This is a genomic window from Paraburkholderia phenoliruptrix, assembly GCF_902859825.1.
In the GTDB taxonomy this organism is placed as follows: Bacteria; Pseudomonadota; Gammaproteobacteria; order Burkholderiales; family Burkholderiaceae; genus Paraburkholderia; species Paraburkholderia phenoliruptrix.
Genome location: NZ_CADIKB010000049.1, coordinates 1 through 16,153, shown reverse-complemented (window position 1 = coordinate 16,153; position 16,153 = coordinate 1). Strand labels below are relative to the sequence as shown.

Sequence of the window (16,153 nt, the reverse complement as noted above, 5' to 3'; positions counted from 1 at the left end):
CCCCTTTACGCGCCCGAGCAGCCGCTGCCCGTACCGCCACCGTCGGTCTGGATAGCGCCGAGCCAGGTTGCTGCCTGCAACGCAATCGAAATTCCGACGATCACCGCAAGGCCGCGACCGACCCAACCACTGACTTCGCCAGCGGCCCACATAATGCCGAGGATCACCACGATGATCCCCGAGATCGCGTAGCCCACCTGGCCCGTCATCAGGTTGAAGAAGTCGCACAAAATGCCGGTGATCGGCAATGTCAGCGTCGCGAAGGCCTGCGACGACGAGATCAGGGCGACTGCCAGCAACGACCCGAGTACGACCCTACGCTGCTCGGGCGAGCTCCCCTTGATCGCCGCCGAGAACCGGGACATCAAACGTTTCATATCTGCTACTCCTATAGATGAGACTGGTTTTGTACTCTTTCGACTGCCGATCAAAGCCGTCGACCTTTACTACTTCTGCCACGATCCGGTCGTCGCCGACCAACTTCATGAACACCATCACCTGGAAGGCACTAGCAATCCGTACCTGAATACCTTCCCGGCTATCCGGCGCGTCGGCAGATTGCGCCACCATGTCCTCGAAGCGAGTCAGGCCTTCCGCGCCGCTATTGGCGTGCAGCGTCACCAACGGTCCCTCGTGCCCCGTGTTGGCCGCTTGCAGAAGGTCGTTCGCTTCAGCGCCGCGGGCCTCACCAAGCACAATCCGGTCGGGGTTTTGCCGCAGCACGCTTTCGAGCAGGCGCTTTGCCGTAACCTTGAGCTGTGGGTTGATCTGCAACCGGACGTTGTTCGGCAACCTCACTACGAGCTCGGGAACCTGCTCAATCGTAATAATCCGGTCGTCGGGCGGGAAACATCCCAGCAACGTGTTCGCGAACGTCGTCTTGCCCGAACCCGTACCGCCGACTATTGCGACGCCGAGGCGACGCCGAACCGCACCAATCAGCAGGTCCGCGATCTCCTGAGGTAAAGCACCCTGCTGGACCCAGTCGGACATCTCCTTCACAACCATGTTGTTACGGCGGAACGCGATGGTGGGGCCATCGACGGCGACCGGCGGGAGCGTTGCCTCCACCCGAAAACCCGGCAGCTTCGTACTCACGATGGCGTCTGCCGATTCATTGCTCACCTGGATGCCCGAGTTGGACGCCAGAAGCGTAATGGCCGCCTCGATCTGTGCAGCGGAGATCTTCGCGTCGCAGCGCGACTTCCTCCCGCCCTGCTGAATCCAGACGTCGTCCGGGCGGTTGATCATGATGTCCGTCACGGTCACGTCCTCAAGCCACTCACGGAGCGCACCCAGACAATTCATGACCATTTCAAGCAGACTCGTTCGTCCGCTACTCCGCCCTTCTCTCTTCAACTCGCTCATCGCAGCCCTCGTATAGACGATGCGCCATCACATCGCCCTTTTTAGTCAATGGACAATCTACAGACGCTTCCTGTTAGGAACTACCCGGAAACGCTACCTAAAGCGGGGGTGTTTCCGCGCCAATCGGTCAGGAACCAAAGATCCGTTGCGAGTTCGACAGCAACACCGCCACCGGAAGGGCCATCACTAGCGCCCAAATTGGGACGAAAAGTGGCGTCACCGGAACCGGCGCGACCAAATACATGATTGGGAAGAAAATGATCCAGAGCAGCACATGCGCAGCGAGCGAGAACGCGCTGGGATTCTGGTACGCGAATTCCGCCAGCTTTTTCGCGCGGGTCATGTAGCCGTCTACCACACATGCGATCAGGAAAGGACCGACGAAGGCAAGCCAGTGCCACACGATGAACAAGCGAATGATCATGCCGTAGAGATTGATCACCATCGAACCGAAGTAGGAATTCGTGAGGGCGCCGACGTGCTTGAGCGCACCGCTCAAGGCATGCGCCTTTCGGTAGTCGTCTTGTGAAAAGTGTGTTTTATTCAGGTCCGCGATGAACCCAGACTTCACGAAAGCGGTTCCATATACTGCCTTCGCCCGGTCGACGATGCTGTTCGTCATGTCATCGCCGAAGACCGTTCTCGTCATATCGACCTCTCGCGAAATCCGATCCAACCCATCCTGCACCGAGACGATCGCCGGCACCGCGAGAATCAGCACCAGCGTCACCAAAATCCAAAACTTCAGATGCAATCCCCACTTCATCACTGTCTCCCAGGTGCTCGATTGTCCAGCGGGCCGCTCGGCAACTCGCTGACCCGGCCGATATCCTTGGCCGTCATGATCCGGCTGCAAAGCAGAAAGCGGTTGCCAACTCGCACATCCGGCTCCGCCGGCGGAATTCGGACAAAGCGTACTTTCTGAAGGCCAAGGCGCCTCGCCCACGAGCCAATGGGTTCCTCGAACGGAGGCCATATGCGCCGGTTCCCTGTCTCGTCAAAGCCAACGACGGTGTACTCCATCGCAACGTCGGCGGACAGCGCCAAAGATTCGAGGAAGGCGACCATCGAATCCGTGCTACGCCGTGAGGTCTCGTAGACCTCCACAAAACGCTCAATCGCCCTCTGAATCGCCTCCTCCACCAGCGGAGCATCAACAGCGCCCGGGTAGCGATCGGACAGGATTTCGCAAAACTTCAGCGCCGACTGCTGCAATGTTGGCCACTGCAAGAAGATCGGCTTAGCTGCCGCCTTCCGCTCGGTAGAACGAAGGACACTCGAGAGAATCACGTCGCCCTGTTTGCTGATGCTCGACACGGGTACCTCGACAGCGCCCCTCGTCCGGCGGTGAAACTCCCGACCCGCCAAATTGATAACCTGCGATTCCATAGTTCTCTTTCAACCGTTTTAGTGTTTTCGAGTCGTCACAACACGAGCTTCGGAATTCGTCCCTTGACAACCGTCCCGCGGTTCCAAACGGCCAGGTAGTGCAGGTCTGGCAGTTTGCTCAACAGCGTGATGGGGAATAGGTCGGCCGATTCCTCGGAGACCGTTTCACCGATCGAACCGCCGAATTCGATGCCGTGATCTTCGGTCTTCGAATTGCGTCCGTGGCTCCGCGAAATCTTCTTGATGTATGTCTCACCAATCTTTTCGGCGATGATTTCTTGGGTGTCTTTGTCCTGTGTGGCACCGGCGATTAGGTTATTGAAGTTGCCGATCATCCGTTTGGCCTTCACCTCGGAGCCGAGCTTGTCCGCAAGGTCCGCGAACGTTTGGCCGCACGCGATGATGTCCAAGCCCGCACCTCGGCCTTTGTTCAATGCCTGGATCACAGGCTCACACATCACATCACCCCACTCGTCAATCAAAACGACGATGCGAGCCTTGTCCTTGATGTTTTTGTCGTAGTTGTATCGTTCGCCCGCAACAGCCTGCATGTCGGACAAAAGCGCCGCCGCGATCGACGAACCGACTTCTGGATCACTCAACGAGTCGAGACCCGCATAGAAAATGTACCCACCGTCGAAGATCTTCTTCGTATCGAATATCGGCCTCGGGTCGTCGATATCGTCATAGTCCGGGCTAAGAAGACCTTCGAGCTCGCCCGCAGTGAGTTTCGTGAGCAACGGCAACAGCAGCACCATCATCTTCGCGAACCATTCACGGTTCGATCGAACTGTACTGATCAAGCCCTTGATCTGTCGCGGCTGATCATTGAGAGGGATCTCCGATTCGAAGAATTCTACGTATGCGCGCAGCTCGGCAGACGCGCCGTCCATATCGCTGCCTTTCTTGTTCTCGGCTGGCTTGTTGAACTTGGCTATAGCCGGCGCCACCTGCGCTTCCCACCCTGGCACGTTCTGCCGGAAGAACATGCGCAGCGCCTTCTCCAACAGCTTTTGCGCGCCGTTGAGGTTTTGGATAGCATCCAGCAACGAAGACCACGACGGCCGTGTCCCGGTATAAATCAATGCCTGCGCGACGTGATTGACCTGCATCCACACGAACGAGCGGAAGGACTCGTCCCCATCGCTTGGGATCAGCGAAGATATCCGCGACGCGACCTGTGTCTCCCGATCCCAATTCTTGAGGGTGTCGATGCGGACCGATTCGGACGGAAACGCCGGGTGGAATGTGATGACCTTTTCCGGCCTGCCCGACAGCATCCCGGCGTTCTTCGCGATCTCCTTCAGATCGTGATCCCCCTTAGGGTCAATGATGACAATCGTGTACCCGCGCAGAGCGAGCTGGTAAACCAGCAGGCTATATAGGGTTGTCTTGATCGCACCAGTCGTCGCAAGAACAGCAGTATGGCCCTGCATTGCCGAAAGCGGCATCAGCATGTCGGCCTCTTCCTCGAGTCCGTGGATCCACTGAAGCCCTTTCGCGTTCTTGGGGTCGAGTTGCGGCCCCTTCAGTCCACGAGCCTTGAGAAACCATTTCGGCGGGTACACCGCTGCAAGGTCGCGCTTCATGATCTCGGTGGCCTGTTGGGTGTGACTGGGCTCCCAACGATAGCCCCAGCCAAGCCACAGGTTGTCCCCGAACTTCGGTAGGTTCACGCGAACCACATCGGCCTTCAGGAACGTGAAAGGCTTGCCCGCGAGATTGGCCTTGAAATTCCAGATGCTCTGCGTTTGCTTCGCTCTCCACAGCAACATTGCAGCCGAACCGGCGCCCATCCATACGAACGCGTTCGTGTGCACGTCGGACGCTAATGCGATACCGGTCATCGAGGCCAGCGACACGCCCCACGCAAGCGCCGATCGTGCTTCATAGGTCGGCCGGAATAAGTTCTGGTAGTTGATGATCATTGGACGATCTCGAGATACTGGACGGCGTGTGACGCCAGGACGAGGCACGGGACGTCTTTATCCGAGCCAGGCAGTTTGCGGTGGTGCTGCTTCTTGCCCGGGTTCGACGGATCGACGTAGAGCATGTTCAGATGGTCCAACTCCTCAATGACCGCCGGCAACGGAGCCCCGAGTGTCCCTGCGTATTTGAAGCTCACACATAGTCCGTCGCGATCCAGCACGAACTTGTCGTTGAACTCGCCCAACCGATAGTCCGCGATAAGTCGGCCGAGCGTTTCACCAAGGAATGGCTTCAACTTGCGGCGGAACTGCTCAGGTAGAAACTGAACGTACGAGAATTCGGATTGATCGGCCGGGGTCTGCGACTTGTCTTGGGGAGCCGAACTTTGCTTCGGCGTGGCAGCCCTATCCGACGTGGCTCGCCCATTCGGCGTAGCCGGTCCCCTTGCCGTCGGCGGCACCCCGTCATCACCTCCTGCACGCGATTTCCTCCCACCGCGCACCTCGTGGGGCACAATCGCGTCGGTACCAGCCTGCGCGCTCGCGACCTGCTCAGACGAGGCCGTGCCGAGCTCCGGCTTCAGTTCCGGTGGATGTGCACCATCAGCCACGCGTTCGGCAATCGCCTCTTCGGCAGTCCGCTCGCTCAATTCTGTGGGATCCAGCGTCCGCATCGCCGATCGAGCGTGAGCTTGCTGTTGCATCAACGACGTCAGCCGATCCGGTGCCTTTCCCGACGGCGCTGGCGTTTTCCCGGCCTCCGCCAGAGTCGAGGCCGAATCCACGGCTGCAGGCGCGGGAGCAGGAGAAGGGGCGGACGCCGGCGGTGGAGCTGCAGGAGAGGCGGCAGCAGGCGCAACGGCCGGCGCTTGAGATGTGCTCACACTGGGCGAAACCGCTGCCGCAGCAGCTGCCCCACCAGCCAGCGGCGTCGGTAGCGGCGACACCTCGATATCGCCGAGCAGACTGAGCGGGTTGACGAACTTGGTAGCGACGTATTCCTTGCCGCTTGGAAGGGTGACCTTCCAGTACGGGTCCCGATCCACCTTCGCCGCAAACACCTTCGCATTCAGCAGTGCCTCGGCAAGCGTGTTTGCCTCTGTCGGGACACCCTGAATACCCTTTTGGGCGATCTCTCGTGAAAGCTCCTCGGCCGCCTTCTTCCAGATCACGAACAGCCCGTCGGTCCCAAACCATACGCGGCCACCCTCCTGGTTGATCTTCCATTTGCCTTCACGGATTAACGTCCGCATCGCCTCGAGCAGGTGCGGCTCAAGATGATTGCCCACAAGCATCGTGCCGTAGTAGTCCGGACGGACCGCCTTGTCGCGCTCCAGCACACGCCTCCGGATCCTCGCAACAAGCTCGGCAACGGAGTTTTCGTTGTCGCGAGCCACCCCAGTGGCGACCGAGAACACAATAGGGGCAATCGCCGGAGAACCAGCTTCGAGATATTGCAAGCAACGATCGGGGACGATCCGGCTGATCATCGCTGACACCTCGCCTTTCGCCGATGCCGTTTCAAACCGAGGCTCGGGTTGCCAGGCAATGTGATATCGATCAAAGCCCACTTCGCTGCACCATCGATGCAACGGAAGCAGATACTTTGGCCACTGCACCCCATCAGGCCCGCTGACGATGAGAGAGGCCAACGGGCGGTGCAACTCCGAGCAGATTCCAGCCAGAAACGCCGCATAGCGCCATCGCGGCTCGAGCTTGTGCCGGCGCTCCACCCCCTCCGTTGGAGTAAAGATGACTCCCTCCGAGGCCTGCAAGCAGTAAAAGCCCATTTCCAAGGAGAGACGGAAGAGACCACCGGCGCCGGTGTGCGTTTCCTGTCGGGAAGCCGGGAGAAGATGGATGTATTCGGCGAGATTGTGGATCACGGACAGGTACATGTCCCCGAAGTCAGCATCCGCACCGCCAGCCACGGTGCGAATCCGCGCAACCATCGATGACTGGCTTTCTACGATGCTGTCGACCGGCAAGACCTCGATGCCCGGGTCGATAGGGGGATAGACGGGAACACGCGATGCTACTGTGTCCACCCGAACTTTAGGCGCAGCTTGCCGCTGGAGCACCACCGGCGCAACGGCCTGAGCGCCTTGCGAAGATTCGTCTGATCGGCCAGTCAGCCGCTGTAGGAATTTTTTGAGCATAAAAAAAGTCTATGCCCACGCTCACACACGAGAAAGCGCAAAACGTTCGTCAAATGAACCGGCTTTCCAAGCGTTACACTTCCTGACAGAAATCGACGGCGAGGCGTCTTAACTTCGCGCGCACATGGTGCGGCCTTTCTTCCTATCGCGAAGATAGATAGGTACAAGGCGTGGGATTTGATGCAGAATAGCGAAAGCTGCATGAGCAGCCGGAAACAACCAGTTACCCCGCCTGATGGAAGGTCGCAAGTACGCGGTTTCGATGGCGCTTGCGAGACCCGCCAAAGTTGCCGTTGTTGCACACGGGACACATCACGGGCTCGTTTCGCTCGTGCACATGATGGGACGAGCAGCAGGCGCACTTCGTGAACCGAAGTTCACCCGTCTCGAATCCGCGGACCAGAATCAGCGCCCGTTCGAACGAGAACTCCGAACTCCTTTCCGGCTCGGCGCTTTCAAGGAAGAATGCGTAAGCCTCGATCAGGGAATCAATGTGATGCGCGCCGAGAGCGCAGAGACGGATATACGACTGAAGGATGAGGCTGCCTTTGAAGCGCCAACCCGGCTTCTGCAGGAACGCGTAGTCCTGCGCCGGGGACATACCCGGCTTTGGCGTGCGCCCGGTGAGTTGGGTGAATATCTCGCGGAAGGTCTGGATGTGCACACCCCCGCGAGGAGAAAGCAATGCCTGCATCGTCTTGGGGCGAGCACCGAACTCGCACAGGCGCTTGAGTCTCTGCTCATGCTCGATATAGAACCGTAGCTGCAGGTTTTTCATGATCAACCACGCAGCGCAATGACGTTCTGGACGGTCGACTTCGGAGCCGCTTGAACGGTCACCACCTTGAGGAGATCCGTGAACTGGTTGTCCACGAAAATCGCCTGGTTCGCATCCTTTACTTTCTCAACAAGAAGTTCGAGCGGCGTTGTAAGAAGGACGTCGACGGCTTCACTGCTCAACTTGTACACGAGCATCGCTCGGGTCTGGTTCATGCGAACCGCATTCCAGCGATTCTCGACTGCCTTTACGTTTTCGAGCGCGGCAAGCTCAAGGATAGGACACATTTTTGAAGCACCTCGATCGTGGTCACTGGCCAAGATTCCTTACTGAATCACGTTTATTCTGGGAAACAACTTCTTGACAGGAAGTGTTCCTGACGGGAATCTACCGAAGTACACGATGGAATGCAAGCACAACACCTTATTGATCGGCAATGTTGGGTAACGCACTCGACACGACTAAAGTTTTTGCCTACCGTGCCGTTAAACGTTGCCCGACGACTCTCACAGCCATCGACGTTGTTCGCCCTACCCGGTCGACGTGCGCCACGGCGCTTCGCCGCAGCAATCGTCGGCCTTGACAAAATCGAATTTAGGGGTTTGCACCTTGGATATTTGTCGTCCGCTGTAACTGACCTGCGGCATAATACGCAGCGAAAACTCACTTTTTGGGTACCCACTATGGAAAAGAGCGGCATCGACGCCGTCAGGCAGACGTTTGGGAAGCGCCTGCATACGATTCTTGACGCAAGAGGTCTCCCGACTACCGGCTTCGCTCGCAGCCGGTACATCGCAGATTTAATTGGGGTCACATCACCAACGGCGTACAAATACTTGTCCGGCGTGTTCGTCCCGGGCTATGACATTCTTATCGATCTCGCGAAGCGTCTAAACGTCACACCCGACTATCTAATCGGCGTAGGTGGCCCGAATAGCTACCTGTTGTACGATCAGGCAGGAAGTAACCCGATCCACATGTCTTTGCCCGAACGCATCAAAGAATTTTCAACGATCGGTTGGATCGGGCTCTTCTTTTACTGGAACGTATCCGCCCGAGAGGCAATCAATCTGCTGCAGGCTGGCGATATCGTCGTCTATACGACCCAGAATCTCGGCCTCCAACCAGATCGCCACTACATCGTCCAATATGACGGACTGATGTATATCGCCAAGCTAAGGGCGCTCGAAGCGGATCCGTCTGGCGTTTCGCAGTGGGAATTCGCGTTCGAGGATGACACCGTGATCCAGCTCGCTCAGACTGACATTGGCGTTGGCTACGCCGCGCACCAAGCACCACAAAGCCTCAGTGTCATCGGATCGCCGGTGTATCGCCTGCCTGTTGGACATGCTTTCCCACGTTGAATGCGGTGTAGGCGGTGATCAAGTATCCATCGTCGCCCACCACAAACGCCCAGTGACTGTCCGCGTGGTATAGCCTGGTGCTACCACGCTCCGGACTCGGAATGGGCGACATCCCCGCCTTCGCAACCCTTTGCATCTCCTTCCAGGCGTCGACCGCGCTGGCGTGATTCAGCCGCGCTCGAAATTGGTCGAAGCTGTGCTGCCGCACACCGATCTTTCCGTGTCCCTTCACATCCAGGAGGAGCTTAAGCGGCTCATACACATGAAGGGACCGCTCGCGGGTCTTGGCGCCCTCACCCACCCACGAGCAGTCCCTCTCGACGTTGAGCGGGACCTCAAGGAATTTGGTCAGAAGCAGCACTGCGAACGGATACAGGTGCGACTTTTTGCTGCGGCCAGCTCGCAGATCGAGTATCACTGGATTTGAGATCGTGATCTCTAGGCTCGCTCCGCTTCGATTGTCCCCCATCAGCTGGACGTCCTCGACGAGGTGATGGAGCGCGCAAAGCTCCGCGACAACCTCCTTCTCGGCGATGTCTGCCTCCACCGTGACGTACACGATGCCCTGTTTGCGACCGAGACGCCACGTGCAAACGAAGCGTTCTTGTTCGGCCTGGGTGTGGATGGTGAGACGATCGATCTTGTAGCTCATTGCATTTGCCTGTCGTGATAGAGACAGCATACCGCTTGGTAACCTCGTTGCGTATTTCGGCGAACGTGATCAGTGATTCCGGTTGAACGTGATCAGTGAATCCGGAGGAAGGTGATCAGTCATTTCGGTCGAAGGTGATCGCTGATCACCCGCTTCCGAAACGACTGATCATCTTGCCGAAACAGGTGATCACGTTCCCGGAATGAGTGATCACCGGACCGAAACGGGAATGTTATTTCGGTCTGGCGGTGGTGTTGCGCATGACATCAACGACGGGCGTTAGCCTTGTCTCTTTTTGTGAGGGACAGGTGATGCCGGCACATCGGATGAGCATGCGCAAATTGAAAGAAGTCCTGCGGCTGAAGTGGGTGTGCGGCTTGTCGCACCGCCAGATCAGCCGGGCAGCGGGTATCAGCGTGGGTGCCGTCTCGGCATATGCAGCGCGCGCAAGCGCGGCCGATCTGGACTGGGCGAGCGTCGAGCCGCTGGCCGACGACGAGCTTGAGGCCAGGCTGAGCCTGCCAGCCGATCAGAGCACGCCGGCCCGGCGTATCGAACCGGCCTATGCGGTCGTTCACCGCGAGCTGCGGCGCGCGAACGTGACGCTGCAACTGCTGTGGGAAGAATACGTCGAGGCGCACCCCGGCGAACGGACCTACCGCTACACCCAGTTCTGCCAGCGCTATAAAGACTGGGCACAGACGCTCAAACGCTCGATGCGTCAGCAGCACCGCGCCGGCGAGAAGCTGTTTGCGGACTTCGCCGGCCACACCATGCCGATCCTGGACGGGCGCGGTGGCCTCGCGTTCCATGCGCACGTGTTTGTCGCCGTGCTCGGCGCCTCAAATTACACGTATGCCTGCGCGACGCGCTCGGAGGGAACGCACGACTGGATAGGCGGGCTTATCGGCGCCATGGAATTCTACGGAGGCGCCCCCGAAAAATCACCAGCTGGTGATTTTTCGGGTAATCAGCAGGTTCTGGTAATGCGAAGGAACGCAGCGGAATCCGCGCCGCTGCTGGCGCCAGGTTCTTGGTTCCTTCGCATTACGCAGCGGCTTAAAGTGAATCTAGCCATGCAAGGAGATCTGCGTCACGTTTCCATCGCGGCGGCCTATCTATCTTTGAAGCGGGTTCGAGACGTTCTAGCGCAGCGCGTTTCGTAGCCAGATTTGCCTGTGCATAGTGATTGGTGGTATCGAGGCTCACGTGGCCGAGCCAGCTGCGGATCACGGTGACGTCGACGCCCGCCGCTACGAGGTGGACGGCCGCCGCATGTCGGAAACTGTGCGGAGAAACGTGCTTCGAGGACAAAGTTGGGACTGTCTTGGCGGCCGCCTGAACGTACTGCGCAAGCTTGCAGCGAACCCCGGACGCACCCAGAGGAGCGCCATAGCGATTGACAAAAATAGGTTCGCTATCCGCGCAGGGTTGTCGCTTGAGCAGCGCCTTGATTATGGCCACCGTTTCCGGCCACAGCGGACAGATACGCGACTTTCGACCTTTGCCGATCAGCCGCACGTACGACGGTGGATCGAAGCGGATGCTTTGCGGGCAAACATCGAGCGCCTCCTGGATCCGTGCGCCTGTGTTGTAGAGAAAACAAAGCAGCGCATGATCGCGTTGGCCCTCAAGTACCGTGCGATCAGGCTGCAAAATAATGGCATCAACTTCATCCGGATCAAGGTAGCATGGCGCGTGAACTGCTGCACGCTTGGTGGGAATGCGCAGTACTGCGTTGCACTGTGCAGCGTATGCGGGTTCCCGTTCGGCGACAAAAGAAAAGAAGGCGTGCAAAGCAGCAAGTCGGCAGTTTCGAGTGCCGACTGTTACCTTGCGCTCCTGCTCGCATTGCTGCAAGAAGGCTCCTACCATCGCTGCAGTAAGGTCCCCGAACACCAGTTTGGCTACCGCACGATCGTGTCTTTTAGCTGAATAACGCAGGAACAATCTCCAGGTATCGCGATAGGATCGCACCGTGTGTGCTGAGAGATTGCGCTGTTCCAGCATGTATCTGCAAAAAAATTCTTGCAGCAATCCAGGCAACGGATCAATCGGTTTCATCGTCCACTCCTTCATCGACGTGCAGACTGTGCACGCCGAAAGCACGAAAGCGCGCCCCTGCCTGTTGCAGGAGCTCCTGGGTGATGGTCAAATAGATCAGGGTGGAATTAATGTCCCTGTGACCGAGATATGTGGCGAGATAAGGAAGCCGTGCCTGGGGATTTATGCCCTCGCGATACCATCCGAGCATCCGATTTGCGACAAATGTGTGGCGGAGATCATGGATGCGTGGCCCAAGGCCGCCTCTATCAGGCTTTACGCCAGAGAGGCGCAGTACACGTGTCAGAAGCTTCTCGGTCATCACATAGGAGTAGCGTCCGGCTCGTTGTTGATGCCAGAACAGTCCTGACTCGGTTTGCTGCGGAGCGCCCGCCCGTCGCCGGGCATTCACATACTCGCGCAGTACAACTGCGACGCTGTTTGAAACCGGTAGTGTCCTCGATTTAAAAAACTTCGTCTCGCGAATCTCGATCTCGCCTACATCGAGATGAACGTCACCGAGGTTGAGGCCTACGATCTCGCCCAGACGTAGACCGGTGCAATATGCAAGAACGAGCATTGTATAAAGGCTCATGGGGCGAAGAGGTGCGCACGGCGAGGGGTACTGCCGCGCGGTTTCAAGGAGGCGCTGCACTTCCTGCTCCGTATAGATGTAGGGACCTCGTCGCTGTTGCTCCAGCTGCTGGCGAAGGCGAGGGTCGGGCTTGGGTACGACAATCATTGGCTCGGAGCGTCGCAACGCCCTGGCGAGATCGCGACCCAGCTCCTGGCACATCCACGCATTCTCGGGGGTCGGCCGTGTGGCATGCCAATCTCGCAGAAGGACGGCCAGCGGTTGGCCCTCCAGTCCCGGATTCCTTTGCAAATAGCGATCGAAATATACGAAGCGGTTTGCTTGCGTCTCGTAACGGTAGCCCATGGCTCGCATTAACGTGACGTGATCGCGCATGAGTGGCCCGAGAAAGCTTCCAAAGCGTTGAGGTAGACGTAACGCATCGAGCGCCGTTTCCGGGGAGGATGATAGTAGCGCTCGTACTACGGGCGTAGTCGTTCGTTGCCCATATTCGATTCGCAGTACACGCAACGGATTACTCGCAACCGAGCCCTCACTTACGAGGAAATCGAGGAACCGGTCAACGAGACGTGCGCGATGAAAAACTATGTGCGTAGGCCATTGTGTAGCCCGTTCGTGCAACCATGCACTGATCGTTTGTTGATCCAACGATCCCGCACACTCGCGCTGCATGACAAACCGCTGGAAGCCCGATAGGATGCATCGGTAAACCTTCGTGGTCGTTGCGTTTCGGGTTCCCAACCCCCAGATAAAGCGGTCGACGTAACGGCTGTCAGTATCAGGCCAGATTGGTTTCATGGCTGCTTCTCCATGTTCGGAACCTCAAGAGCTACAGCACGCAGATGCTCCGTCGCCAACTTCAGATAAGCCCCCGTAGATTCCGCCGAGCGGTGTCCCAATAGGTCCCCGATCGTTTTTACTGAAACGTCGGCACGAAGCAGGCTGACAGCACGTGCATGTCGAAACGCGTGCGGCCCGCGTTTGCCTGTTGGATGCACGCCTGCCGATTCAAGTCGCCGGCGCACGGGTGTGTATAAGCTGGAACCATTGCGAAATCCGCGGTAAGGAGCACGTGCGCGAACAAATATCTCGCGCACATTTGTGATTGGTCGTCCTCGTCGCAAGTAGTCAAGCAGAGCTTCACCCACACTCGGAAGCAACGGTAGAATGGACTGCGATCCGGTCTTGGTATGGCGAATGCAGAATCGATCAGCTCTCCAATCGATATCTTCCAGACGCAGTCGTGCGATTTCTCCTGCACGTATTCCGTACTTCGACAGCATCATCAGAATGGCGTAGTCACGTAGCCCCGTTGGGGACCGGTCCTCGCGTGTGAAGCGCAAGACTGCGCTGATGTCAGCGGGGCGTAGTGTAGACGGAATGGACTCACGCGCATATATCCTTGGAACAATGATGAATTGAGAAAGATCACGTCCGGTACGCCCCGTGTCATACAGATTGGGCGGCGACAATCATTGGGTCCGGTGTAGCGACATTCATCTTGGCCGGTAGTGAGGAGTCGAAGGCGGCGTAGCCGCCGGAGACGACGAGCTACCGGCGGCGCCGGGTCGGCGGGGGAATAGGATGGCTGACTAAATCTAAAAAGAAGCGGTCAGCCCATGTCTGGAACCCGCATTACCGACCAACAGGTCCGCCTCTACATGAACCATCGTAAACACCATACCCAGGAGCTCGCTGCGGCGAAGTCAGGCATGAGCGAGCGCACGGCACGGCGGGTCGAACACGACGCCGGACTGCCGTCGCAGCAGCCCCGACGCTATTGGCGTTCGCGCCCTGATCCGTTCGCCGACGTCTGGGAGAGCGAAGTCGTCCCGTTGCTGCGTAGTGCGCCCAGGCTGAAGGCGATTACCCTGCTGCGCAAATTGCAGGAAGACCATCCGGAGCGGTTCCCCGACAGCATGCGGCGCACGCTTGAGCGGCATATCAGCCAGTGGCGAGCGCTCGAAGGGCCGAACAAGGAAGTGTTCTTCCCCCAGACGTATCAGCCCGGCGTACGCGGGCTGTCGGACTTTACCCACATGGACAAGCTGGGCGTGACGATCGGCGGCGGCACGTTCGACCACCTGCTGTATCACTTCGTGCTGGCGTTCTCGCACTGGGAGTACGCCAGCGTGGTCGATGGCGGAGAGAGCTTCCAGGCGCTCGCGACGGGATTGCAGAACGCGCTGTGGCAGGCTGGTGGCTGCCCGCGCGAACATCGGTCCGACAGCCTGTCGGCGGCATTCAAGAACCTGCAGGAAGAGGAAGACTTCACGGTCCGCTATGCGTCGTTGCTCGCACATTACGGGATGGAAGGCACGCGCAACAACCGGGGCCTGGGCCACGAGTATGGTGTGGTAAAAAATATGTGCTGTTCGATAACCAACGAGGCCAAGGCAGCGTCTTTGTGGAAATCGAACAGCACATATTATTCGGTTACAAGGTGCGAAGGAAGGTCATCAGGTCGGGCTGATCGCGCCATTGCTTTTGTCTTTCGGCACCGCCTTCCACTTCGCATGTCGCCAGCGCCCGCGCCTTTGTTTCCAGATTGATCCCGGCATAGATATTGGTCGTCTCCAACGAAACATGCCCAAGCCAGCCGCGTATCGTATTGATGTCGACACCGGCCTGGAGTAGTAGCGAGGCGGTTGTATGCCGAATCACATGTGGGTGAACATTCTTGCCGGCAAGCGACGGCGCGTTGGCTGCAGCACGGATAGCGCAGCGCTTGACCAATGCATGAATGCCGGAGCGCGTCATCTTCTGGTGGAATCGATTGAGGAACACCGGCGCGGCTGCGGCCCTCCCCTCGGACTGTGAGCGCAACGCATCGAGCGTGGATTTCCAGAGCGGGCAGCGGCGTTGTTTGTTCCCCTTGCCTATGATGCTGACCGAGCGCGTGTGCCAGTCAACGTCGCCAATCTTGAGCTGCGCAGCTTCGCTTGCACGCGCTCCAGAGTTAAACATGAACAGCAATAAGGCATGTTCGCGCTGCCCCTGCGTCGTATTCACGTCGGTGGCAGCAAGCAGGGCGTCCATTTCCTGCTTGCTAAGATAGCTGATCTCCGGCCGACTGGTTTTCTTGACGGGAATCAGGTGAATCTGCGCCCACCAGTCGACGTATTCCGGTGCATGTTCGCCGATGAAACGGGCCAACGCATGAATGCCGCCGAGTCGCTGGTTTCGTGTGCTGACCGTACAGTGACGCTGTTCTTCCATGTGTGCCAGGAACAGGCGGACCATTTGCGGAGAGAGATCATCAACGGTCAGGCGGTCGATCCGCTTGTCGACCTTGGTGGCCAGATACGGCAGCAACAGGATGAGCATGTCGCGGTAACTTTTTTGGGTATTGACGGCAAGGTTACGTTCGCCCACCAGATGCTCGATCAGGAAACGCCGGATCCACGGACCCAGCAAGGATGAGTTATTCATGATGCGCCTCCAGAACGTAAGCTTCAAAGCGCGTGCTCGCTTCATTCAACAACTCGGGCGTCAGGGTAAGGTAGCGTTGGGTGCCCGCGAGATCAATGTGGCCGAGATAGGTGGCGAGCTGCGGCAACAACAGTTGCAAATCCGCGCCGCAGCGATACCAGTAAACTAGCCGGTGCACTGCGCCTGAGTGCCGCAAATCATGCAACCTGGGCTGGCAGGACACACCGCCTTCGCGTTGGATATTTGCCAGAATGCGCTGTCGCTGAAAGGCCCTGCGCACAGCGGTCTGGGTCAGGGGACGGCCATCGCGGAAACAGAAGAACGGCGCGTCTGGTGGCAATGTCCCAGGCGTAGTTGAAGGTTGAAGGCGGCGGTTCGCCAGTGGAATCCGAGAGAATCGGGTTTCCAGGACCAACCTCCCGAACAGGGAACCAAGGAGAACCGC

15 protein-coding genes and 2 pseudogenes are annotated in these 16,153 nt (G+C 58.2%); 3 read left to right on the top strand and 14 right to left on the bottom strand.

Annotation, left to right across the window (positions count from 1 at the left end; translation table 11 throughout):
- Positions 1–5: 5 nt before the first annotated feature.
- The 8 genes from HV711_RS29260 to HV711_RS33640 all read right to left on the bottom strand — a co-directional run bounded on the left by HV711_RS29260 (position 6) and on the right by HV711_RS33640 (position 7,942).
- Positions 6–377: a TrbC/VirB2 family type IV secretion system protein gene (locus HV711_RS29260; protein ID WP_035482114.1), complete on the bottom strand. Its 372-nt coding sequence runs from the start codon at positions 375–377 to the stop codon at positions 6–8.
- On the bottom strand, positions 316–1,368 hold the full coding sequence (locus HV711_RS29255; protein WP_035482116.1) for a TadA family conjugal transfer-associated ATPase: 1,053 nt from the start codon (positions 1,366–1,368) through the stop codon (positions 316–318). Before HV711_RS29255 ends, HV711_RS29260 begins: the two co-directional genes overlap by 62 nt.
- A 127-nt stretch (positions 1,369–1,495) precedes the next feature.
- On the bottom strand, positions 1,496–2,134 hold the full coding sequence (locus HV711_RS29250) for an IncC plasmid conjugative DNA transfer DtrJ family protein (RefSeq protein WP_035482119.1): 639 nt from the start codon (positions 2,132–2,134) through the stop codon (positions 1,496–1,498).
- Positions 2,134–2,685 (bottom strand): hypothetical protein, encoded by a 552-nt coding sequence (locus HV711_RS29245; RefSeq protein ID WP_244142763.1) that lies wholly within the window; start codon positions 2,683–2,685, stop codon positions 2,134–2,136. The genes HV711_RS29250 and HV711_RS29245 overlap by 1 nt, the downstream gene beginning before the upstream one ends.
- 107 nt (positions 2,686–2,792) lie before the next feature.
- Positions 2,793–4,685 (bottom strand): conjugative transfer system coupling protein TraD, encoded by a 1,893-nt coding sequence (gene traD, locus HV711_RS29240; RefSeq protein ID WP_035482126.1) that lies wholly within the window; start codon positions 4,683–4,685, stop codon positions 2,793–2,795.
- Positions 4,682–6,844 carry a MobH family relaxase gene (gene mobH / locus HV711_RS29235; protein WP_035482128.1) on the bottom strand — a complete coding sequence of 721 codons (2,163 nt, stop codon included), beginning with the start codon at positions 6,842–6,844 and terminating at the stop codon, positions 4,682–4,684. The genes traD and mobH overlap by 4 nt, the downstream gene beginning before the upstream one ends.
- Before the next feature lie 223 nt (positions 6,845–7,067).
- On the bottom strand, positions 7,068–7,622 hold the full coding sequence (locus tag HV711_RS29230; protein ID WP_035482130.1) for a FlhC family transcriptional regulator: 555 nt from the start codon (positions 7,620–7,622) through the stop codon (positions 7,068–7,070).
- Positions 7,623–7,624: 2 nt separating this feature from the next.
- Positions 7,625–7,942: a hypothetical protein gene (locus HV711_RS33640; RefSeq protein WP_244142762.1), complete on the bottom strand. Its 318-nt coding sequence runs from the start codon at positions 7,940–7,942 to the stop codon at positions 7,625–7,627.
- A 363-nt stretch (positions 7,943–8,305) separates the two neighbouring features.
- Here HV711_RS33640 and HV711_RS29220 point away from each other — a divergent pair, with 363 nt between their 5' ends.
- Positions 8,306–8,986 (top strand): helix-turn-helix domain-containing protein, encoded by a 681-nt coding sequence (locus HV711_RS29220; protein WP_035482132.1) that lies wholly within the window; start codon positions 8,306–8,308, stop codon positions 8,984–8,986.
- Here HV711_RS29220 and HV711_RS29215 read toward each other — a convergent pair.
- Positions 8,934–9,638, bottom strand: coding sequence for a hypothetical protein (locus HV711_RS29215; RefSeq protein WP_035482135.1), 705 nt, complete (start codon positions 9,636–9,638; stop codon positions 8,934–8,936). The genes HV711_RS29220 and HV711_RS29215 overlap by 53 nt on opposite strands.
- Positions 9,639–9,949: 311 nt before the next feature.
- Here HV711_RS29215 and HV711_RS29210 point away from each other — a divergent pair.
- Positions 9,950–10,579, top strand: a pseudogene (locus tag HV711_RS29210) (IS21 family transposase); the annotation flags it as partial.
- 118 nt (positions 10,580–10,697) lie between these two features.
- Here HV711_RS29210 and HV711_RS29205 read toward each other — a convergent pair.
- Genes HV711_RS29205 through HV711_RS29195 form a run of 3 tightly spaced genes read right to left on the bottom strand, consistent with a single transcriptional unit; the run spans position 10,698 to position 13,748 of the window.
- On the bottom strand, positions 10,698–11,702 hold the full coding sequence (locus tag HV711_RS29205) for a tyrosine-type recombinase/integrase (protein WP_082201573.1): 1,005 nt from the start codon (positions 11,700–11,702) through the stop codon (positions 10,698–10,700).
- Positions 11,689–13,074: a tyrosine-type recombinase/integrase gene (locus HV711_RS29200; RefSeq protein WP_175145480.1), complete on the bottom strand. Its 1,386-nt coding sequence runs from the start codon at positions 13,072–13,074 to the stop codon at positions 11,689–11,691. Before HV711_RS29200 ends, HV711_RS29205 begins: the two co-directional genes overlap by 14 nt.
- On the bottom strand, positions 13,071–13,748 hold the full coding sequence (locus tag HV711_RS29195) for a site-specific integrase (RefSeq protein WP_175145478.1): 678 nt from the start codon (positions 13,746–13,748) through the stop codon (positions 13,071–13,073). Before HV711_RS29195 ends, HV711_RS29200 begins: the two co-directional genes overlap by 4 nt.
- 147 nt (positions 13,749–13,895) lie before the next feature.
- Here HV711_RS29195 and istA point away from each other — a divergent pair.
- A pseudogene (istA, locus tag HV711_RS29190) lies at positions 13,896–14,642 on the top strand (IS21 family transposase); the annotation flags it as partial.
- A 70-nt stretch (positions 14,643–14,712) separates the two neighbouring features.
- Here the strand turns inward: istA and HV711_RS29185 are convergent.
- Positions 14,713–15,708, bottom strand: coding sequence for a tyrosine-type recombinase/integrase (locus HV711_RS29185; protein WP_035485837.1), 996 nt, complete (start codon positions 15,706–15,708; stop codon positions 14,713–14,715).
- Positions 15,701–16,153, bottom strand: a 453-nt coding sequence (locus HV711_RS33300; RefSeq protein ID WP_496401164.1) for a site-specific integrase, incomplete at its 5' end; no start/stop codon positions are given. The genes HV711_RS29185 and HV711_RS33300, both read right to left, overlap by 8 nt.